At 63.2% G+C, this 18,547-nt stretch carries 22 protein-coding genes; 16 read left to right on the forward strand and 6 right to left on the reverse strand.

Annotated features, from left to right (window positions below; genetic code table 11):
• Nucleotide 1 precedes the first annotated feature (1 nt).
• The gene (phnE, locus tag P6U23_RS08415) at nt 2-886 is read left to right on the forward strand and encodes a phosphonate ABC transporter, permease protein PhnE (protein WP_407179079.1); all 885 of its coding nucleotides are present in this window, start codon (nt 2-4) and stop codon (nt 884-886) included.
• Nucleotides 883-1,731, forward strand: a complete 849-nt coding sequence (phnE, locus tag P6U23_RS08420) for a phosphonate ABC transporter, permease protein PhnE (RefSeq protein ID WP_407179080.1) — start codon at nt 883-885, stop codon at nt 1,729-1,731. Before phnE (P6U23_RS08415) ends, phnE (P6U23_RS08420) begins: the two co-directional genes overlap by 4 nt.
• A 9-nt stretch (nt 1,732-1,740) precedes the next feature.
• Here the strand turns inward: phnE (P6U23_RS08420) and phnF are convergent, their stop codons facing one another.
• Nucleotides 1,741-2,469, reverse strand: a complete 729-nt coding sequence (gene phnF / locus P6U23_RS08425; protein WP_407179081.1) for a phosphonate metabolism transcriptional regulator PhnF — start codon at nt 2,467-2,469, stop codon at nt 1,741-1,743.
• A gap of 181 nt (nt 2,470-2,650) precedes the next feature.
• Here phnF and phnG point away from each other — a divergent pair, with 181 nt between their 5' ends.
• Genes phnG through P6U23_RS08470 form a run of 9 tightly spaced genes read left to right on the forward strand, consistent with a single transcriptional unit; the run spans nt 2,651 to nt 9,576 of the window.
• The gene (phnG, locus tag P6U23_RS08430) at nt 2,651-3,088 is read left to right on the forward strand and encodes a phosphonate C-P lyase system protein PhnG (RefSeq protein ID WP_407179082.1); all 438 of its coding nucleotides are present in this window, start codon (nt 2,651-2,653) and stop codon (nt 3,086-3,088) included.
• Nucleotides 3,089-3,091: 3 nt separating this feature from the next.
• On the forward strand, nt 3,092-3,700 hold the full coding sequence (phnH, locus tag P6U23_RS08435; RefSeq protein ID WP_407179083.1) for a phosphonate C-P lyase system protein PhnH: 609 nt from the start codon (nt 3,092-3,094) through the stop codon (nt 3,698-3,700).
• A gap of 3 nt (nt 3,701-3,703) precedes the next feature.
• Nucleotides 3,704-4,807, forward strand: coding sequence for a carbon-phosphorus lyase complex subunit PhnI (locus P6U23_RS08440; protein ID WP_407179084.1), 1,104 nt, complete (start codon nt 3,704-3,706; stop codon nt 4,805-4,807).
• Nucleotides 4,804-5,688 (forward strand): alpha-D-ribose 1-methylphosphonate 5-phosphate C-P-lyase PhnJ, encoded by an 885-nt coding sequence (locus P6U23_RS08445; RefSeq protein WP_407179085.1) that lies wholly within the window; start codon nt 4,804-4,806, stop codon nt 5,686-5,688. The genes P6U23_RS08440 and P6U23_RS08445 overlap by 4 nt, the downstream gene beginning before the upstream one ends.
• Nucleotides 5,681-6,481, forward strand: coding sequence for a phosphonate C-P lyase system protein PhnK (phnK, locus tag P6U23_RS08450; RefSeq protein ID WP_407179086.1), 801 nt, complete (start codon nt 5,681-5,683; stop codon nt 6,479-6,481). Before P6U23_RS08445 ends, phnK begins: the two co-directional genes overlap by 8 nt.
• Nucleotides 6,482-6,489: 8 nt before the next feature.
• Complete coding sequence (gene phnL / locus P6U23_RS08455; RefSeq protein WP_407179087.1) at nt 6,490-7,188, forward strand: phosphonate C-P lyase system protein PhnL; 699 nt, start codon at nt 6,490-6,492, stop codon at nt 7,186-7,188.
• An 8-nt stretch (nt 7,189-7,196) separates the two neighbouring features.
• Nucleotides 7,197-8,351: an alpha-D-ribose 1-methylphosphonate 5-triphosphate diphosphatase gene (locus P6U23_RS08460; protein ID WP_407179088.1), complete on the forward strand. Its 1,155-nt coding sequence runs from the start codon at nt 7,197-7,199 to the stop codon at nt 8,349-8,351.
• The gene (gene phnN, locus P6U23_RS08465) at nt 8,348-8,941 is read left to right on the forward strand and encodes a phosphonate metabolism protein/1,5-bisphosphokinase (PRPP-forming) PhnN (protein ID WP_407179089.1); all 594 of its coding nucleotides are present in this window, start codon (nt 8,348-8,350) and stop codon (nt 8,939-8,941) included. The genes P6U23_RS08460 and phnN overlap by 4 nt, the downstream gene beginning before the upstream one ends.
• Nucleotides 8,942-8,964: 23 nt before the next feature.
• Nucleotides 8,965-9,576: a pyridoxamine 5'-phosphate oxidase family protein gene (locus tag P6U23_RS08470; protein WP_407179090.1), complete on the forward strand. Its 612-nt coding sequence runs from the start codon at nt 8,965-8,967 to the stop codon at nt 9,574-9,576.
• Nucleotides 9,577-9,667: 91 nt separating this feature from the next.
• Here P6U23_RS08470 and P6U23_RS08475 read toward each other — a convergent pair whose 3' ends face one another.
• Complete coding sequence (locus tag P6U23_RS08475; protein WP_407179091.1) at nt 9,668-9,889, reverse strand: hypothetical protein; 222 nt, start codon at nt 9,887-9,889, stop codon at nt 9,668-9,670.
• 1,229 nt (nt 9,890-11,118) lie between these two features.
• Nucleotides 11,119-11,442, reverse strand: coding sequence for a DMT family transporter (locus P6U23_RS08480; RefSeq protein ID WP_407179092.1), 324 nt, complete (start codon nt 11,440-11,442; stop codon nt 11,119-11,121).
• Nucleotides 11,443-11,648: 206 nt separating this feature from the next.
• On the opposite strand from P6U23_RS08480, the gene P6U23_RS08485 reads away from it, so the two are divergent.
• Both P6U23_RS08485 and P6U23_RS08490 read left to right on the forward strand, forming a co-directional pair.
• Nucleotides 11,649-12,854 carry a DUF3419 family protein gene (locus P6U23_RS08485; RefSeq protein WP_407179093.1) on the forward strand — a complete coding sequence of 402 codons (1,206 nt, stop codon included), beginning with the start codon at nt 11,649-11,651 and terminating at the stop codon, nt 12,852-12,854.
• Nucleotides 12,855-13,026: 172 nt separating this feature from the next.
• Nucleotides 13,027-13,215 carry a hypothetical protein gene (locus tag P6U23_RS08490; RefSeq protein ID WP_407179094.1) on the forward strand — a complete coding sequence of 63 codons (189 nt, stop codon included), beginning with the start codon at nt 13,027-13,029 and terminating at the stop codon, nt 13,213-13,215.
• Nucleotides 13,216-13,330: 115 nt separating this feature from the next.
• Here the strand turns inward: P6U23_RS08490 and P6U23_RS08495 are convergent, their stop codons facing one another.
• The 3 genes from P6U23_RS08495 to P6U23_RS08505 form a co-directional block, all read right to left on the reverse strand.
• The gene (locus P6U23_RS08495) at nt 13,331-13,525 is read right to left on the reverse strand and encodes a hypothetical protein (RefSeq protein ID WP_407179095.1); all 195 of its coding nucleotides are present in this window, start codon (nt 13,523-13,525) and stop codon (nt 13,331-13,333) included.
• A gap of 267 nt (nt 13,526-13,792) precedes the next feature.
• Nucleotides 13,793-14,044 (reverse strand): hypothetical protein, encoded by a 252-nt coding sequence (locus P6U23_RS08500; protein WP_407179096.1) that lies wholly within the window; start codon nt 14,042-14,044, stop codon nt 13,793-13,795.
• A gap of 39 nt (nt 14,045-14,083) precedes the next feature.
• Nucleotides 14,084-14,257: a peptide ABC transporter permease gene (locus tag P6U23_RS08505; RefSeq protein WP_407179097.1), complete on the reverse strand. Its 174-nt coding sequence runs from the start codon at nt 14,255-14,257 to the stop codon at nt 14,084-14,086.
• Between the two features lie 174 nt (nt 14,258-14,431).
• Between P6U23_RS08505 and P6U23_RS08510 the strand changes: the two genes are divergently transcribed.
• The 3 genes from P6U23_RS08510 to P6U23_RS08520 are packed head-to-tail and all read left to right on the forward strand — an operon-like array spanning nt 14,432 to nt 18,512.
• Nucleotides 14,432-15,787, forward strand: a complete 1,356-nt coding sequence (locus tag P6U23_RS08510) for a c-type cytochrome (protein ID WP_407179098.1) — start codon at nt 14,432-14,434, stop codon at nt 15,785-15,787.
• Nucleotides 15,784-16,281, forward strand: coding sequence for a (2Fe-2S)-binding protein (locus tag P6U23_RS08515; RefSeq protein ID WP_407179099.1), 498 nt, complete (start codon nt 15,784-15,786; stop codon nt 16,279-16,281). Before P6U23_RS08510 ends, P6U23_RS08515 begins: the two co-directional genes overlap by 4 nt.
• Nucleotides 16,278-18,512, forward strand: a complete 2,235-nt coding sequence (locus P6U23_RS08520; protein WP_407179100.1) for a molybdopterin cofactor-binding domain-containing protein — start codon at nt 16,278-16,280, stop codon at nt 18,510-18,512. The genes P6U23_RS08515 and P6U23_RS08520 overlap by 4 nt, the downstream gene beginning before the upstream one ends.
• Nucleotides 18,513-18,547: the final 35 nt, after the last annotated feature.

The following is an 18,547-nucleotide window of genomic DNA, read 5'->3' on the forward strand; positions in this document are numbered from 1 at the left end:
GATGACGACAGCGGTTTCCACTCTCCCGACCCAGCAACTCGCCGAGCTCAATCGCGCCTATCGCAGTGCGGTGGCCCGCAGGCGCCTGCGTCTTGCGTTCGCGGCGGCGCTGTTCCTTGCGGCGCTCGTCATTGCCGCGATCGGCGCGGAAGTGAACTTGAGGACGCTCTTCACCTATTTTGGCAATTTCGTCAGCTATTTCGATCGGATCCTGAAGCTCGACAGCGGCGCCAGGGTATGGACTGATTTCGGCGAATGGTTCTGGGGCTGGCGCAAATGGCTGCGCCTGCTCGGTGAAACCTTGCTGATCAGCTATGTCGGAACGCTGATCGGGGCGGTGTTCGCTTTTGTGCTCAACTTCCTTGCCGCCGAAAACACCTCGCCGAACCCGTGGCTGCGCTTTGCGATTCGGCGGCTCCTGGAATTTGCCCGTACCGTTCCGGCCATCGTGTTCGCGCTGATCTTCGTCATCGCCTTCGGCCTCGGACCAATGGCGGGCGTGCTGGCGATCGCCATCCATTCGAGCGGCGCGTTGGCCAAACTGTTTTCTGAAATCGTCGAGAATGCCGACATGAAGCCGGTCGAAGGCATCCGTTCGACCGGCGCGAGCTGGATCTCCTGCATGCGCTTTGCGGTGCTGCCGCAGGTGATCGGCGGTTATGCGAGCTATGCTCTGCTGCGCTTCGAGATCAATGTCCGCGAGGCGTCCGTGATGGGATTCGTCGGCGCGGGCGGCATCGGACAGGAACTCGTCGTTGCCATCAGAAAATTCTATTATTCCGACGTCAGCGCGATCCTGGTGATGATCATCCTGACGGTTTTCGTGATCGATATCGCAACCGGCTGGCTGCGGGTGCGCTTGTTCGGCAAGGAGGCGCGGACATGACCCCGACGGGCGCACCGGATCCGGAACAATTGCGGGCGCGCTATCCCGGCATCTTCCGTCGTCCGGCCTCGGCGCGCCTAGCGACCCCGGCGATGCTGCTGCTGGCCATCGCGGTCCTTGCGTTCGGGCTGGTGGACCTCGATTTTTCGCCGACACGGCTCCTCGGCGGGCTGCATCAGCTTGGCTGGATCACCCTGATGATGTTGCCGCCTGATCCCGGCTCGTCGCTGCCGCTCTATCTGAAGGCGCTAGGCGAGACGTTGTCGATCGCGCTGCTCGGCACGTCGTTGGCGGCGGTGATCGCCTTGCCCGTCAGCCTGCTTGCCGCGCGCAACGTCGTGCCGTCGAACATCGTGCGCTTTCCGGTGCGCCGCTTCCTGGATTCCATCCGCGGCATCGATACCCTGATCTGGGCGCTGGTCTGGATCAATGTCGTCGGCCTTGGCCCGTTTGCGGGCGTGCTCGCCATCGCCATCTCGGATTTTGGCGCGCTGGGTAAGTTATTTTCGGAAGCGATCGAGGCAGCCGACCGCAAGCAGGTCGAGGGCATCCGCGCTTCCGGCGGCAGCAGCTTACACGAAATCCGCTTTGGCCTGTTGCCGCAGGTGATACCCGTAATCGCGGGCCAGGTGCTCTATTTCATCGAGTCCAACACCCGTTCGGCCACCATCATCGGCATCGTGGGCGCGGGCGGCATCGGCCTACAATTGGCGGAGCAGATCAGGGTGCTGGAATGGCAGCACGTGTCGTTCCTGATCCTGATGATCCTGGTGGCGGTGGCCGCGATCGACTGGATCTCGGGCAAACTGCGCTTTGCGATTATTGGGCGCCGCGCGGTGGCGTGAACTAGGCGATCAACCGCCTTCCACGACGAATTCCACCCGCTCGGCAGCAAAACGCGATCGCTTGGTCACCAGCGGCTTGCCCTCCGCATCGACGTCGGTGCTGTCGACGACAAGCACGGGTCGGCCAAGCGCGAGATCAAGCCGCGCGGCATCGGTAGCCTCGGCAATCGCCGCAGTGATCCGGCTCGATCCGCGGCGATAGTCGCGCACGCCATAGTGGGCGAGCAACGCAGTCATCGAGCGCACGGTCGCGAACACCGTGCCCGCATCGGGAAAGCGCGCGGCTGAAAGCCAGGTCGTGCTGACGCAGATCGGTGCACGGTCGGCCGATCGCAACGCCTCGATCCGGACCAGCGGAGCGCCGGTCTTCAAGCCCAGCAGCCGGGCCAATTCACGTGTGGCCGGCTCCTCGCTCGCCGCGATCAACTGTCCGCGCGGCTCGCGGCCTTCTCCGCCGACGATTTCGGAAAACCGCGTCCGTGAGCGCAAGGGGTAAGCAAGGCGTGGGGCTTCCACATAGGTGCCGCTGCCGCGTTCGGCGCGCACCAGGCCGCGCTCGGCGAGCACGGCCAGCGCGCGCCGCACGGTATGGCGATTGACGCGATAGATCTCGGCAATCTCGGTCTCGCTGGGCAGGCGCTCGCCCCGGGCATAGCGGCCCTCGGCGATGCCGCGCTCGATGCCGTCGGCGACCTGCCGCCACAGCGCAACGCCCGAGGCGAGATCCTGCATGCTCATTCTGTGACACCCTGAAGCCGACTGGCGAAAATCACCTGTCTGTCATGAAACGGTCATGGCGTTTCATTATCAAGTTGTCTAGTATCATAGACAACTTAATAGCGGCAAGACGAGAGTGGGACCGAGCATGGACGCCCGGGACAAAACCAAAGAAGGCGGGGCCCAAAGGGCTGCCAGCGAAATGATCGTGAGGCGAAAGGCGGCGATGGCCGTGCTTGCGCATGCCAAGACTGCGGAGATCTCGGCGCATCTCGAGGCGGTCGCCTTGCCTCCTTACGAACAGCTTCGTGAGGCGGAAAACGGGCTTGTCATGTTGCGCGGCCGCATCGGCGGTGACGGCGCGCCGTTCAATCTCGGTGAAGCGACGGTGTCGCGTGCGGCGGTGCGGCTTGGCAGCGGCGAGATCGGTTTCGGTTATACGCTCGGCCGCGACCGGGAAAAGGCGCGGATGATCGCATTGTGCGATGCGCTGGTGCAGTCGGATGAATTTGCAGGGAGCGTCGAGATGAAGGTGATCGCGCCGTTGCGCGCCGGCTTGCTTGCACGCCGCCAGCAAAGGGCCGCGGAGATGGCGGCCACCAAAGTCGATTTCTATACCATGGTCCGCGGTGAGGGGTGAGTGATGACGACGATCGCCGAACTGCCGGCAGGTTTCTCGGACAAAGTGCTGTCGGCGCAGATGACTTTCCGCTCGGTGATGGACGCGATGGCGCGGCCCGGCACCGTGCAGCGCGTCACCGCATCCGTCGGCACGCCGCGGCATCTCATGCCCGGCACGGCCGCCATTGCACTCACATTGTTCGATCATGACACGCCGATCTGGCTCGATCCGCTGCTGTCGGAAACCGCCGAGGTCAAGAATTGGCTGAAATTCCACAGCGGGGCGCCGGTGACTATCGATCCGCAGGTCGCGAGCTTTGCGTTCGTCAGCGAGCCGGGCGCGCTTCCAGCCCTCGATCGCTTCTGCTTCGGCAGCAATGAATATCCCGACCGTTCGACGACGCTGATCTTGCAGGTCGAGAGCCTGGCGCGCGGCGTGCAGTACGAATTGCGCGGGCCCGGTATCGACGGCGGCACGATCCTGCACGCCAATATCAGGCCTGTGAATCTGTTCGAACGGCTCGCCATCAATGCCGCGTTGTTTCCACGCGGCATCGATGTCGTGCTGGTCGCGGACGACGCAGTCGTCGCGATCCCGCGCACGACACGCTGTGTCGGTTACGGAGGTTAGAGAATGTATGTCGCCGTCAAAGGAGGCGAACGCGCGATCGAAAACGCTCATCGTCTGCTGGCGCGTGAGCGGCGGGGCGAAGCCGATGTGCCGGAAGTCACGCTGGCGCAGATCTCCGGGCAACTCGCGCTTGCGGTGGATCGGGTGATGAGCGAGGGCTCGCTCTATGACCGCGAGCTTGCGGCGCTCGCGATCAAGCAGGCGCGCGGTGATATGATCGAGGCGATCTTCCTGGTGCGCGCGTTCCGCGCCACGCTGCCGCGTTTCGGCGCGACCGAGCCCGTCGATACCGGTAAGATGCAGGTGCGGCGGCGGATTTCGGCCACCTTCAAGGATATCCCCGGCGGCCAGATCCTCGGGCCGACCTTCGACTACACCCATCGTCTGTTGGACCCGCAGCTTACCGAAGGATTTGTTCCGGACGAGCCGGCGGTGGCGGAAGCCAGCAGCGCTCCGACCCCGCGCGTCACCGACATTCTTGGCCGTGATGGGCTAATCGAGTCGTCTCCGGCCGCGGGTGCAGACCAGGCGGTCGGCGATCTGACGCGCGAGCCGCTCAGCTTTCCGGCCGATCGCGATCTGCGCCTGCAAAATCTCGCACGCGGCGATGAAGGGTTTTTGCTCGCGCTCGGTTATTCCTCACAGCGCGGCTATGGCCGCAACCATCCGTTCGCGGGCGAGATCCGCTTCGGCGAGGTCGAGGTCGAATTCTCAGCCGAAGAGGTCGGTTTTGCCGTGCCTTTGGGCTCGATCGAGCTGACGGAGTGCCAGATGATCAATCAGTTCAAGGGCTCGGCGACCGAAGCGCCGTGCTTCACCCGCGGATATGGCCTCGCATTCGGCCAGAGCGAACGAAAGACCATGTCGATGGCACTGGTCGACCGCGCGCTTCGGGCCCGCGAGTTAGGTGAAGAGGTGCTCGCGCCGGCGCAGGACGAAGAGTTCGTGATGTCGCATTCCGACAATGTGCAGGCGACCGGCTTTGTCGAGCATTTGAAGCTGCCGCATTATGTGGATTTCCAGTCCGAGCTGGGGTTGCTGCGCAAGTTGCGGGACGAGTTCTTCCAGTTCGGGGCGCGGCCGGAGTTGAAGGAGGCTGCGGAATGAATGCGCCTACCTACAACTTCGCCTATCTCGACGAGCAGACCAAGCGGATGATCCGTCGCGCCATCCTGAAGGCGATTGCCATTCCAGGCTATCAGGTGCCGTTTGCCAGCCGCGAGATGCCGATGCCCTATGGCTGGGGCACCGGCGGCGTGCAGGTGACCGCGGCCATCCTCGGGCCCGACGATGTGCTGAAGGTGATCGATCAAGGTTCTGATGACACCACCAACGCCATCTCGATCCGAAAATTCTTCGCCAAGACCGCCGGCGTGAAAACCACGACGTCGACAGCGGAAGCCACCGTCATCCAGACCCGCCACCGGATTCCGGAAATGCCGCTGCGTGCCGGGCAGGTCCTGGTCTATCAGGTGCCGATCCCGGAGCCGCTGCGCTTCCTCGAGCCGCGCGAAACCGAAACGCGCCGCATGCATGCGCTCGCCGAATACGGGCTGATGCACGTGAAGCTCTACGAGGACATCGCCCGCTTCGGGCACATCGCGACGTCCTATGCCTATCCGGTGAGGGTGAACGCGCGCTATGTCATGGATCCCTCGCCAACGCCGAAATTCGACAATCCGAAGATGGACAATTGCGCCGCGCTGCAGCTCTTCGGGGCAGGGCGCGAGAAACGGATCTACGCGGTGCCACCGCATACGTCGGTGGTCTCGCTCGATTTCGAGGACCATCCGTTCAGCCGCTACCGCTTCGATGCACCCTGCGCGTTGTGCGGAGCGGAGGATACCTATCTCGACGAAATCGTAACCGACGATCAGGGCGGGCGAATGTTCGTCTGCTCCGACACCGATTATTGCGAGGATCGTCAAAAGAAGGGGCATCGCGGCACCCAAAGCGCCGCTCCGCACAAGGAGGCGACGCATGGTTGATGCAAACGGGGCGCGGGTGGATGATCAGCCTCTCCTGGTCGCCGACAGCCTCTGCAAGAATTACGGGCGGCTCGCTGCCTGCCGCGATATCTCCTTTACGCTGTATCCCGGGGAGGTGCTGGCGATCGTCGGCGAGTCCGGCTCCGGCAAATCGACGCTGCTGCAGCTCCTCTCGGCCCAGATGGCGCCGACGTCGGGGCGGGTGTGCTACCGTATGCGGGACGGAGTGACGCGCGATCTGGCCTCGCTCGGCGAAGCGGAGCGGCGCTTCCTGTTTCGCACCGACTGGGGCTTTGTGCACCAGGACCCGGCGCAGGGTCTGCGCATGGCGGTTTCGGCCGGCGCCAATGTCGGCGAGCGGCTGATGGCGGTCGGCTGGAACCACTATGGCCGCATCCGCCAGACCGCAACGTCCTGGCTGGAGCGCGTCGAGATCGATACCGCGCGCATCGACGACACGCCGCGGACGTATTCAGGGGGCATGCGTCAGCGCCTGCAGATCGCACGCAACCTGGTCACCGAGCCGCGCCTGGTGTTCATGGACGAGCCGACCGGCGGGCTCGACGTCTCCGTGCAGGCGCGCCTGCTTGATCTCCTGCGCACGCTGGTCACCGAGCTTGGACTGGCCGTGATCGTGGTGACCCATGATCTTGCCGTGGCACGGCTGCTTTCGCATCGGGTGATGGTGATGAAGGCTGGGCGCGTCATCGAGACCGGGCTCACCGATCAAGTGCTCGATGATCCGCGCGAGCCCTATACGCAACTGCTTGTTTCCTCGATTCTGCCTCCATGAGCATGCCGATGACTGCGATGATCGAGATCACGAACGCGGAAAAGACCTTCATCATGCATCTGCAGGGTGGGGTGAGGTTGCCCGTGGTGCGTGGCGTGTCCTTTGACGTCAATGCAGGCGAATGCGTCGTGCTGGCGGGACCCTCAGGCGCGGGCAAGTCCTCGATCCTGAAAATGATCTTTGGCAACTACCGCTGCGACGACGGACGGATCGGAATCCGGCATGAAGGTGCGTGGCTCGATCTCGCCAAGGCGGAGCCGCGCGAAGTCCTGAGTGTACGCCGCTCGACCATCGGCTATGTCAGCCAGTTCCTGCGTGCGGTGCCGCGAGTGCCAACCATCGACGTCGTTGCCGAGCCGCTGATCGCGACCGGCCTGCAGCGCGAAGAGGCGCACGCGCAGGCCGCGCGGCTCCTGCGCCGCCTGAACATCTCCGAACGGCTTTGGTCGTTGCCGCCGTCGACTTTCTCCGGGGGCGAGCAGCAGCGCGTCAATATTGCGCGAGGCTTCATCTCGGACCACCCGATCCTGCTGCTCGATGAGCCCACGGCATCGCTCGACGCGGCCAATCGGCAGATCGTCGTCAACCTGATCGACGAGAAAAAGCGGGCTGGTGTCGCGATAGTCGCGATCGTGCACGACGATGAGGTGCGTGGTGCCATTGCCGATCGTATCGTTGACGTCACCAGCTTCGCCGCCGCCGCATGAGGAAGGGAATGATGGCGAGTTCCGATACCGTCATTGGCAATGCCAGGATTGTCCTGGCGGAAGATGTGATCGAGCAGGGCTGGATCGCCGTCGCGGACGGCCGCATCGCCGAAGTCGGTGAAGGCCGGGCTCCCGACGGCGGCCAGGACGCCGGCGGCGATCTGATCATGCCCGGCTTGATCGAGCTGCACACCGATCATCTTGAAGCGCACTACGTACCGAGGCCGAAAGTGTTTTGGGATCCGACGGCGGCCGTGGTGTCCTATGACGGTCAGTTGGCGACGTCGGGCATCACGACGGTGCTGGATTCCTTGCGGGTGTGGCGCGAGGAAGGGGCTGAGGAGGTCGATGGCCGCGCCGGCGTTCTCGCGGAAGCGATCGCCGCGGCGCGCGATGCCAATCTGCTGCGCGCAGATCACTTCCTGCATCTGCGCTGCGAGATTCCGATGCCGAGCGTGGTGGAGGAGGCCAAGGAACTGGTTGGCCGTCCTGACGTCCGCTTGATGTCGCTGATGGACCATACGCCGGGCCAGCGGCAGTTTCGCGACGAAGGCAAGCTGCGCGACTATTATCGCGGCAAGGGCGGCGGCAGGACCGATGCCGAGCTCAATGTGCTGTTCGAGAAGCGCTTCGCCTATCAGAAGGCCTATGCGGCGGACAACCTGCGAGCGATCGTGGCGTTGGCGCAGCAATATGGGGTTCCGCTCGCCAGCCACGACGACACCACGGAAGAGAACGTCGCAGACGCCGTGCACCACCGGGTGTCTGTCGCGGAGTTTCCGACCACCATGGAGGCCGCGCGCGGCCTGCACCAGGTCGGCATCGCCATTCTGATGGGGGCACCGAACGTGGTGCGTGGTGGCTCGCATTCCGGCAATATCGCCGCGGTTGATCTCGCGCGAGAGGGGTTACTGAACATTCTCTCGTCCGACTACATTCCTTCCAGCCTGCTGATGGGAGCTTTGCAATTGCCGCAGCATGTGCCGGCGATCGATCTCCCATCCGCCGTCCGCACGGTGACCAAGGCCCCGGCGGAAGCGGTCGGTTTATCCGATCGCGGCGAGATCGCGGTCGGGAAACGGGCCGATCTCATTCGCGTCCACATGGCGCGCGATCTTCCGGTGGTGCGCAGCGTTTGGCGCGAGGGGCAGCGGGTCGCATGAGCGAGGCTCCGACGATATCGGCCGCCGCTGCCGGAGCAATCGGCCCGGGCCGGCTCGTTCTGGTCGTCGGTCCGAGCGGGGCAGGCAAGGATACTTTGCTGGGTCTTGCCCGCATGGCGTGCGCAGACGAGCCCGGCATCGTGTTTGCGCGCCGCGTGGTGACGCGAGAGGCCTCGGCATTCGAGGATAACGAGCAGTTGTCCGCCGACGCGTTCCGAGAGGCCTTGGCGCGCGGCGAGTTTGCGATGCATTGGGAGGCGCACGGTCACAATTATGGCCTGCCGCGTGCCATTGACGACGATATCCGCGCCGGCCGCACCGTGGTGGCCAACGTGTCCCGCACCGTGATCGAGCCGATGCGACGCGCCTATTCCAATGTCGTTGTTGTTGCGATTACCGCGCCTTCGGACGTTCTCGCCGAGCGCCTGGCGATGCGGGCGCGAACGAGCGACGGTGTGCTCGAGCACCGCCTTCACCGCGCGCTGGCTCAGAGTGCCGAACCGGACAAAACCATCGTGAATATCGGCAGCGCGGAATTCCACGCGCGTCAGTTGGTGCAGATCATCAGAGGAGCGCGGCTTGACGAATAGCCGCAGCGCAGAAGGGAATGGCAATGGCGGTGATTACGTCGGTCGAGCAGCTCGAGGTGATCTATGGTCATCCCGGCGAAACCTCGACCGTGAAGGTCGCCGATCGGGTGACGCCGTCCTATCGCGTGCTGATCGAGACATCGCCATTCGCCGCGCTCGCGACCTCAGGACCCGAGGGGTTGGACTGTTCGCCACGCGGCGATGTGCCCGGCTTCGTGCGGGTACATGATGAGAAGACCCTGATGATGCCGGATCGCCGCGGCAACAACCGCATCGATTCGCTGCGCAATATCGTCCGCGATCCCAGGGTCGCGCTGCTGTTCCTGATCCCGGGCTGCGGCAACACGCTACGCGTCAATGGACGTGCATATGTGTCCGACGATCCGGAACTGCTGACGTCCTTCAGGATGGAGGGCAAGGCGCCGCGCACAGTCATCGTGCTCACGGTTGAAGAGATCTACTTTCAGTGCGCCCGCGCGATCGTTCGTTCCGATCTCTGGAACCCCGACAGGCGAGTGGATCCCAAGAGTCTGCCCACGCCAGGACAGATCCTCGCCGAAATGAGCGAGAACCGGATCGGCGGCGAAGAGTACGACCGCGCCTGGCCGGAACGGGCGCGGCAGTCGATGTGGTGAATACGATCGGAGGAGTCGATGCCGGCTCTCTGAAGGTGATGCTTAACGATTGGTTAAGCATCGTCGCAATCGAAGAGGATCCTGCTCCGGTTCAGGCTGCAAGGTCCAGCAACTTCGATGACCCTCTGACCAGCACCTTGCGCCCTCTCGGGGTGATCACGGGCGATTCGCCTTGCAGCGTCGCGAGATCCAGCGCCGCTAGCTGCGCCAAAATGGAGCGGGTGATGACACGCCGCTCATGTGGTGGCAACCGCAGTGCCTTCAGCGTTTCCCACTGATCCGGGGTAAGATCATAGTCGAATTCTGCGTCCATGCCTGCCTCGGGGCGTCGTTGGTCTCGCGCGCCTCTTACAAACCCTGCGTGAAAAGCATGCGACTACAATGCGTCCTGATTCCGACCCCTGAACAAGCTTTGTTGAAAATCGTAAACGGCACGAAATGATGGGACAGGTTACGCGACTGTCACATCGGCGTGGCAAATGGGCTTATTGATCATTTCGAATCGGCGGCCGCGTCAATTTGACGCTCTGCTCACATGGACGCACCGCCCTGAATCCCGATTGGCTGCAAAAGAGGTTCACGCGTGCTCGCAGGTTTAAGCGCCTGGGCGGCACGATCCTCAGCATTGCGATCGGCGGCCTCGCGGTGTTTGCGCTGACCCATGCGCTTCGAAACATTCGATACGAAGAAGTATTCGCCATCATTCGCGGTACTGACGTCAGTGTGATTGCCCTCTCATTGATTTTGGTAACGGCTTCCTACGGCAGCATCACGCTTTACGACTTGTTGGCGCTGCACACGATGGGACGCAAGGACGTGCCTTACCGTATCGCGGCACTGGCCAGCTTCACCAGCTATCCGATCGCCCACGGGCTTGGAGCCGTGGCGCTGATCTCTCCGGTGATTCGCTATCGGATCTATTCCGCCAAGGGCCTTTCCGCCTTTGGGGTCGCCAATATCTGCTTTCTCACCGGGCTCACATTCTGGCTTGGCAATATGACGGCGCTGGGGTTCAGCCTGCTGTACGAGCCTGTGGCAATTGGCGTCATCGATCATCTTTCGCCGACGGCCAATCGCGTGCTGGCGCTGCTGTTGTTGGGCGCCGTGGGCGGCTTTGTGATCTGGAGCTGGCTGAATCCGCGCCATCTCGGAAAGAGCCGCTGGCTAGTGCGGCTTCCCTCCGGCCCGCTGGTGTTGCTGCAGATCGTGGTCGGATTGCTGGATCTCACGACGGCAGCCGTGGCGATGTATGTGCTGATACCCGAGGGCCTCGATATCAGGCTGTTTCGGCTGCTCGCGGTGTTCATTGCGGCAACCTTGCTCGGCTTCGTCAGCCATGCGCCTGCCGGATTGGGCGTGTTCGACGCGACCATCCTGATCGGACTTGGCGGTGAAAGTCGCGAGCCCTTGCTCGCTGCGCTTTTGATGTTCCGCTTTCTTTATCACTTTATACCGCTCGTGATCGCGGTGGTGCTATTCGGCGGCGCCGAGACATGGCGAAGCCTCCGCACGAAGAGGAAAGCTGTGGAACAGCAGTGGATATCAGACGGGCGAATTGAGCTTGAGCCCGACCATGCCGGCGACGATCAGCGTCAGGCAGATGAGACGAACCGGATCGGTCGGCTCGCTGTAGAGGATCATGCCAACGAGAATGCTGCCGACCGCACCGATCCCGGTCCACACCGCATACGCCGTGCCGAACGGTAGGGAACGGAGCGCCAGGGCCATCAAGGCGAAGCTGAGCACGATCGCAACCGCTGTTGCAGCGGTCGGCCAGAACCTGGTCAAGCCATCGGAATATTTGAGACCCAGCGCCCAAGCGATCTCGAGGAGCCCAGCGCCAAGCAGGGCGAGCCATGCGCTCATGGCGTTCTCCGCCCGGCGGAAAGTGTGAACACGGCATCCTTCATGGGCAGCATGGTCTCGATCGGAAGGCGTCCATCTCCTCATTGCGTGGTTCGCGCAACAGGGATGTGACAGCGCCGTTCACAACGGCGCCTTGCCCCTCTGCCTTGTCGCAAAACTGCAGCGCAGACGCTGTAGCGTGAGCGAATCGCTGACTTGAGGTTCGGATGAACACGCGGCTGATCGCGGACGCAGCGCGGAACAGCAGCGCGCATGACGGAACGACCGTTTGGGACAGAGCTTTTGCGTTCTGGCTCCGCCGTCTGGTGTACACTCAGAGTTGGGAGGATCCCGAGGCCGACCTCGCAGCCCTGCAGTTGCCGTTGGGATCGACCATTGTCACCATCTCATCAGGTGGCTGCAACGCGCTGTCCTATCTGACCGCGCAGCCGGCCCAGGTTTACGCCGTCGACCTCAACGAAGCCCATCTCGCGCTGCTCAAGCTCAAGCTTGCGGGCATCCGCGCCTTCTCCAGCTATTCGGAATTCTGGCAGTTCTTTGGTGAAGCGGCATCGCCGGCTAACGCGCAACTCTATCGGAAGCGCCTGCGGCCGGTGCTCGATGATGCGGCGCGCGCCTATTGGGACAAGCGCAACGTCATCGGCCGGCCGCGTTATGCCTATTTCACGAATGGATTTTACCGGCACGGCATGCTCGGCCGCTTCATCGGGCTCGCCCATTTTGTGGCGAAGCTCGCGCGGATCGATCTCGAGGCCTTGTTGACTAAAGACATCAATTCATCGGAGCGGATCGAGGCGCTCGCGCGGCTCGATCGTCTTTTCCATTCCCAAGCAGCGCGCCTGTTGACGAGAACGCCGGCGCTTTTGTTCGGCCTCGGCATTCCGCCGCAGCAGCGGGCCTGGCTCGGAGGCGGCGCGCCGCTCAACGAGGTGCTGTATCATCGGCTGTTGCGCCTGATTACCGGGCAGCCCAGCGATGACAATTATTTTGCCTGGCAGGCGCTGCGTCGCCGCTATCCGGGCCCCGGCGATCGTTGCCTGCCACCTTACCTGCAGAGGCGGCAGTTTGCGCGGATGCGCAATGGTGCAGGTGTCATCATTCCGGTGCATGCCGGTCTTCGGCAGTTCCTGGAAAGTCTTCCCGCGCGGGAAGTCGATGCGGTGGTGCTGCTCGATTCGCAAGATTGGATGAGCGCGGACGAGATCCGAGCCCTGTGGGACACTATCGATCGCGCCGGCAGTGACGACGTCCGCGTTATCTTCCGCACGGCAAGCACGAAGTCGCCGCTCGAAGGCGAAACCTTCGCGTCCTTGCGCGAACTCTGGCGACGTAACGAAGAGCGCAGCGAGATCGGCTATGAATTGGATCGGTCGGGGATCTACGGCGCGTTCCATTGTTACGTGCGGCGCTGATTACGGGCGCTCCGCAGGCGCGGCTGGTCTTAGACTTCTCGTCAACTTGCTGCGCTGCGAGTGGTGCGGTGCTGGCCTGCCATGAGATTCCGCATTGCACGCAGGGGACAGTGCTATCCCGCTCTGCTACAGTTGTCTCTGCGGACGAGCTTCACACGACGGAGTGGGAGGCATGAACAGGCTCGCGGAGATGCGCAGTCAGGAATATATCTGCCGAGAGCGCGCGGCGCTGGATTCCGCGCGCCGATCCTTCTGGCTGGCCCAGGCGGAAGAATGGGAGCAGCGTGCGCTTGCCGAGATCGCGTATCATTTCCGAGAATGCAATCTTGGCGCGGTGGAAGAGCCGTCGCCCACGCGCTAGGGCATGAACACGAGGAGGCTTCTCCGGTTTACAGGCCTCGTCGGGCGAACCTCACCGACAGACGTCTGACTCGATGCGAGCTCCCGCGCAGCTATGGCTATAACGCGCAACGCGCTCAATGCGCCAGTTGAAGGCGTCTGACGGTCTGGCGCACTTCGGCGCCGCAATCAGCGCATTCGTAGACGAGATCGATCTTCTCTTTGCTCCAATGTGGCTCGACCTCACGGACGTACATGGGCAACGGCCCGACGCAGCCGGGGCAAAGGACGGGAGCCATCTCGATGTCATGATAATGAATGTAGGCTGGCATTTCGGCTCTCCCTCGCAAGCGAAAGCGTGGCGAACCCCAGCCCGGGCGAAATCTAGCTGCGGTGGTCGGATAGGGCTCATCAACTCTTTCGAACAGAGCCGGAACAGAGCGACATTGTCGCTAGCTGTGATATTCTTGTAACATCGGCGAGATGTTCTAACGTCGCCACAACTCGCTAGAATCGAAGGCGAAATCGAGGCATCGCGTAGCGCGACACGAATGCGGCTGAAGGCCTTCGCCGACGCGGCGCGCTTTGAGGGCGGGAATTTATTGATCCGCAGAGCCCTCGTGCTTGTCCATCTGGGTCAGCACAAAGCCGGTCAAGGTTGCACCAACGGCGAACACCAGCGTGAATATGCCGGCAAAGACGACGGCGGTCCATTGCGGATCGACGCTGTGGGCGATGAGCGGCTTGAGGCCGAACCTGTCGAAGAACATCAAAGTCAACGCAAAGGTGAGGCCGAGCGCAGCGCCCATCGCGGCATGGCCACCTATTTCCAGCAGAGCGGAGACATTCATCAATGCTGATCGTTTGCGGCTGCGCATCTGCGTCGTTCCTCAGCGAAGGAAGCTGAGCACGAGGACCAGCACCACCGCGCCGGCGAGCCCGGCGATAAAGATCCAACGCCGGGCCGGCGTATTCAGGATGATCTCGCCGCCACGCGCCTTCTCGGCCGGATAGACGTCCTGTTTTGGCGGCGGTGCGGATTCGGCCGGGCTCTCTCTGACCATTGTGTGGTCTCTCGGCTGTGTACTCGAAGGAACGCCAGAGGCTAATGCGGGTTCCTCTGACGCGAGGAAGGATCAGCGAGCCGGCAAAAATCAACAGGCGGTGAGCGGGGCAGGCGCTCGTCGGCAAGCGGCGGGCGGTTGTGCTAGGAACCTTGAAAAAGCCCGCTGGGACAAATGAGAACATCAGGCATCATTGGGGGCGTTATCGCGGCGCTGGTTATTGGCGGTGCAGCATTCGCTTTTGCGATCGCGTGGCGACCGGCGATTGCTGCGATCGACCCGGCCGCACGCCAATCCTTCGATCCGGAGATCGTCAAGCGCGGCCGCGAGCTCGCGGCGCTCGGCAATTGCAATGATTGTCACACCATCCGCGGGGCTAAGGATTTTGCCGGCGGCCTTGCGGTGCCGACGCCGTTCGGCACGATCTTTTCGACCAACATCACTCCCGATCCGGAGACTGGCATTGGCCGCTGGTCGGAGGAGGCATTCCGTCGTGCGATGCGCACAGGCGTCGACCGCGAGGGGCATCATCTTTATCCGACCTTTCCCTATGATCACTTCACCAACGTTACGGACGACGACGACCGCGCGCTCTACGCTTTTCTGATGACGCGCGAGCCGGTGGTCGCGCCGGCGCGGGCCAATGAGCTGCCATTTCCGCTCAATCAGCGTGTGGTCGTGGCGGGGTGGAAGCTTCTGTTCCTGCGCCAGGAGACCTATCAGCCGGACAGCACCAAGAGCGCGGAGTGGAATCGCGGCACCTATCTGGTCGAGGGGCTCGCGCATTGCGGCGCCTGTCATACGCCGCGCAACGCCCTCGGCGCCGAACGCGCCAGCGCGTCCTTTGCCGGGGGCGAGTCGGACTATTGGAGCGCGTATGCCATCAACGCGCAATCTCCGGCGCCGGTGCCGTGGGATGCCGAGGCGCTCTATTTCTATTTGCGCAACGGCTGGCACCCTGACCATGGCACTGCGCGTGGGCCGATGGCGCAGGTCGTGAGCAATCTGTCATCCGTACCGGCCAGCGACGTCCACGCGATCGCGACCTACATGGCCGGCGTGTTTGGCCCGCCGGCGCCGGAGCGCAGTCGCGAAGCCGTGGTTGCCCGTGCCAAGCCGGATGAAGGCAAGATCTCGCAGGCCAATCCCGAAGGCGCGGCGATCTACGCGGCGGCTTGCGCATCGTGTCACGAAAGCAGAAGGCAACCGCCCTATGGCGGGGTCAATCTCGCGCTCAGCACGGCCGTCAACGCTCCCGATCCGCGCAATCTCGCCAATATCGTGCTGGCGGGGGTGCGGCCTGTCGAAGGCGAACGCAGCCCGATCATGCCCGGCTTTGCCGCGAGCATGAATGACAGGCAGGCGGCAGCACTGCTGAAGTATCTGCGGTCGCGCTTCACCAGTCAGCCGCCCTGGCACGACCTCGAGAAGACCATTGAAGAAGCCAGGCGGACACAGACTGCTTTTCTGCAGACATCTGCCGGTGCCCACAGCGCGCCTGCAGATCCAACGCAGCGAGACGAGCCATGATGACATTGAAGGTCAATGGTCAGGATCACCAGATCGACGCCGATCCCGATACACCACTGCTCTATGTGCTTCGGGACGATTTGAAGCTGAATGCTGCCAAATTCGGCTGCGGTCTCGGGCAGTGTGGAGCCTGCACCGTGATCGTCGATGGCAAGGCGGTGTTTTCCTGCGTCACGCCGCTGGTGCTGCTGGAAGGAAAGCAGGTGACCACCCTGGAAGGGCTCGGCAGCGTTGCGGCGCCGGCGCCGATCCAGCGCGCGTTCATGGAAGAGCAGGCGGCGCAATGCGGCTATTGCATCGCCGGCATGATGATGCGGGCCCAAGCGCTGTTGCAGCGGAATTCCAAGCCAACGGATAACGAGATCCGGGCCGAACTCGCACCGCATCTGTGCCGCTGCGGCACGCATATGCGAATCCTGCGCGCGGTGCATCGCGCCGCCCGTCTGATGGATACGGCCGAATTGACCCCTGAGAAAAAAGGGAGCGCGCAATGAACAGCCCGGTCATGCTCGATCGTCGCAGCGTGCTCGTCGGTGGCGGCGCCTTGATCGTCAGTTTCTCGCTGACCCCAAGCTTTGCTCAGCATCAGGACGTTCCGTCCCCGACGCCCCCCGCGGGTCCGCCCGGCAGTCTGAAGATCTCGCCCTATCTGGATTCCTGGATTCGGATCGACGCCGACGGTTCGATCACCGTCTTCACCGGCAAGGCCGAACTGGGACAAGGCTTCAAGACAGCGTTCCAGCAGATCGCCGCCGAAGAGCTTGACGTTGCCTTCGCTTCGCTGAAGGTCGTTACGGCCGACACCGGCCGGACCGCCAATGAAGGCTACACCGCCGGCAGCCATTCCATGCAGGACAGCGGCACGGCGATTCAAAATGCCGCCGCGCAGGCGCGCGCGCTCCTGCTCGGCGAAGCAGCGAAGCGGTTCGATCTGCCGGCGGAAAGTCTGCGCACCGAAAAAGGCGCGGTGATCGCGCCGGACGGACGGCAGGTCGGCTATGGCGAACTCGTTGCCGGTGATCTGCTGCATGTACAGGCGCAGCCGAAATCGCAGCTTAAGGACCCCGCAACCTTCAAGGTGATGGACCGATCGATCCCGCGCGTCGATATCCCCGGCAAGGTGACCGGCGGGGAGGCTTATGTGCAGGACATGCGGCTACCCGGCATGGTGCATGCGCGGGTGGTGCGACCGCCAAGCTACGGCGCGCAGCTTATCGATTGCGACACCTCCGACGTCGAAAAAATGCCGGGCGTGGTCAAAGTCGTGCGCGACGGCAATTTCCTCGCGGTGGTCGCGGCCAAGGAGTTTCAGTCGATCAAGGCCATGAATGCACTTTCGGCGGCGGCGAAATGGCAGGAGAACGCGCGCCTTCCGAAACAAGATGATCTTGCCTCCGTTCTGACTTCATTGCCGTCGCAGGACTCCGTCATTTTTCAGCGCAGCGATCCGTCGGCCGTGGCCCAGAAGACGCTGCAAGCCACTTATACGCGTCCCTATCAATCGCACGGTTCGATCGGTCCCTCCTGCGCGGTCGCGCATCTGGTCGACGGCAAGATGACGGTGTGGACGCATACGCAAGGCGTCTATCCCGATCGCCAGGCGATTGCCCAAATGCTGCGGATGCCGCCGGACACCGTACGCCTCATTCACACTGAGGGCTCCGGGTGTTACGGCCACAATGGCGCAGACGACGCCGCGGCGGATGCCGCGCTGATCGCGCGTGCAATGCCCGGCACGCCGGTCCGGGTGCAATGGATGCGCGAGCAGGAGCACGCGTGGGAGCCGTATGGGCCGGCCATGGTGACCAAGCTGAAGGCCTCGCTCGACGCTGCCGGCAAGATCGCCGACTGGAATTTCGAAGTGTGGAGCAACACGCATTCGATGCGCCCAGGCGGCGCCGGCTGCCTTTTGGCCGCGCAGCATATGGCGCAAGCCTTTGCGGTGCCGCCGGCCAAGCCGCTTCCGCTGCCGGAGGGAGGCGGCGATCGCAACGCGATTCCCCTCTACACCTTCCCCAATGCGCATGTCGTGCACCACTTCATCCCGGACATGCCGTTGCGGATTTCCGCGATGCGCTCGCTCGGCGCCTATCACAACGTGTTCTCGATCGAGAGTTTCATGGACGAGCTTGCGGATCTTGCCGGCGCCGATCCGGTCGAGTTCAGGCTGAAACATCTCGATGATCAGCGCGGCCGCGACGTCATCGCGAAAGCCGCGGAAGGCTTCGGCTGGCGCGCCGGCAAGAGGCCGCCGCCGGGGCGCGGCTTCGGCTTTGCCTTCGCCCGCTACAAGAACCTTGCGGCCTATTGCGCGGTTGCCAGCGAAGTCGAGATCAACCGCGAAACCGGCCGTGCCCGCCTGGTGCGCGCGGTCGCCGCCGTCGACAGTGGTCAGGTGGTGAATCCCGACGGGCTGACCAATCAGGTCGAGGGCGCGATCGTGCAATCGATGAGCTGGACGCTTTACGAGAGCGTGAGCTTCGACGATAAGCGGATCACCAGCATCGACTGGCAGACTTATCCGATCCTGCGCTTTGATGCGGTGCCCGATCGTATCGACGTGCATATCATCAACCGGCCGAGCCAGCCATTCCTCGGCAGCGGGGAGACGGGGCAGGGGCCCGCGGCCGCTTCGCTCGCCAATGCGATTGCGCATGCGACGGGCAGGCGGCTGCGCGACTTGCCTCTGACGCGAAAGCGGATCAAGGATGCCATCGATGCGTGATGCCGCGGCGCTTGCGAGCACCAGCGGCGAATAGT

Source organism: Bradyrhizobium sp. STM 3562 (assembly GCF_045571435.1).
Lineage (GTDB): Bacteria > Pseudomonadota > Alphaproteobacteria > Rhizobiales > Xanthobacteraceae > Bradyrhizobium.

Bases quoted from the DNA above. Each gene is read 5' to 3' on its own strand.
- P6U23_RS08445 (WP_407179085.1), top strand. From the start codon at position 4,804: ATGAATGCGCCTACCTACAACTTCGCCTATCTCGACGAGCAGACCAAG.
- P6U23_RS08520 (WP_407179100.1), top strand. From the start codon at position 16,278: ATGAACAGCCCGGTCATGCTCGATCGTCGCAGCGTGCTCGTCGGTGGC.
- phnE (WP_407179079.1), top strand. From the start codon at position 2: ATGACGACAGCGGTTTCCACTCTCCCGACCCAGCAACTCGCCGAGCTC.
- P6U23_RS08440 (WP_407179084.1), top strand. From the start codon at position 3,704: ATGTATGTCGCCGTCAAAGGAGGCGAACGCGCGATCGAAAACGCTCAT.
- P6U23_RS08490 (WP_407179094.1), top strand. From the start codon at position 13,027: ATGAACAGGCTCGCGGAGATGCGCAGTCAGGAATATATCTGCCGAGAG.
- phnL (WP_407179087.1), top strand. From the start codon at position 6,490: ATGACTGCGATGATCGAGATCACGAACGCGGAAAAGACCTTCATCATG.
- P6U23_RS08485 (WP_407179093.1), top strand. From the start codon at position 11,649: ATGAACACGCGGCTGATCGCGGACGCAGCGCGGAACAGCAGCGCGCAT.
- P6U23_RS08460 (WP_407179088.1), top strand. From the start codon at position 7,197: ATGATGGCGAGTTCCGATACCGTCATTGGCAATGCCAGGATTGTCCTG.
- P6U23_RS08505 (WP_407179097.1), bottom strand. From the start codon at position 14,257: ATGGTCAGAGAGAGCCCGGCCGAATCCGCACCGCCGCCAAAACAGGAC.
- phnE (WP_407179080.1), top strand. From the start codon at position 883: ATGACCCCGACGGGCGCACCGGATCCGGAACAATTGCGGGCGCGCTAT.
- P6U23_RS08500 (WP_407179096.1), bottom strand. From the start codon at position 14,044: ATGAATGTCTCCGCTCTGCTGGAAATAGGTGGCCATGCCGCGATGGGC.
- phnH (WP_407179083.1), top strand. From the start codon at position 3,092: ATGACGACGATCGCCGAACTGCCGGCAGGTTTCTCGGACAAAGTGCTG.
- P6U23_RS08510 (WP_407179098.1), top strand. From the start codon at position 14,432: ATGAGAACATCAGGCATCATTGGGGGCGTTATCGCGGCGCTGGTTATT.
- phnG (WP_407179082.1), top strand. From the start codon at position 2,651: ATGATCGTGAGGCGAAAGGCGGCGATGGCCGTGCTTGCGCATGCCAAG.
- phnF (WP_407179081.1), bottom strand. From the start codon at position 2,469: ATGAGCATGCAGGATCTCGCCTCGGGCGTTGCGCTGTGGCGGCAGGTC.
- P6U23_RS08470 (WP_407179090.1), top strand. From the start codon at position 8,965: ATGGCGGTGATTACGTCGGTCGAGCAGCTCGAGGTGATCTATGGTCAT.
- P6U23_RS08515 (WP_407179099.1), top strand. From the start codon at position 15,784: ATGATGACATTGAAGGTCAATGGTCAGGATCACCAGATCGACGCCGAT.
- phnK (WP_407179086.1), top strand. From the start codon at position 5,681: ATGGTTGATGCAAACGGGGCGCGGGTGGATGATCAGCCTCTCCTGGTC.
- P6U23_RS08475 (WP_407179091.1), bottom strand. From the start codon at position 9,889: ATGGACGCAGAATTCGACTATGATCTTACCCCGGATCAGTGGGAAACG.
- phnN (WP_407179089.1), top strand. From the start codon at position 8,348: ATGAGCGAGGCTCCGACGATATCGGCCGCCGCTGCCGGAGCAATCGGC.
- P6U23_RS08495 (WP_407179095.1), bottom strand. From the start codon at position 13,525: ATGCCAGCCTACATTCATTATCATGACATCGAGATGGCTCCCGTCCTT.
- P6U23_RS08480 (WP_407179092.1), bottom strand. From the start codon at position 11,442: ATGAGCGCATGGCTCGCCCTGCTTGGCGCTGGGCTCCTCGAGATCGCT.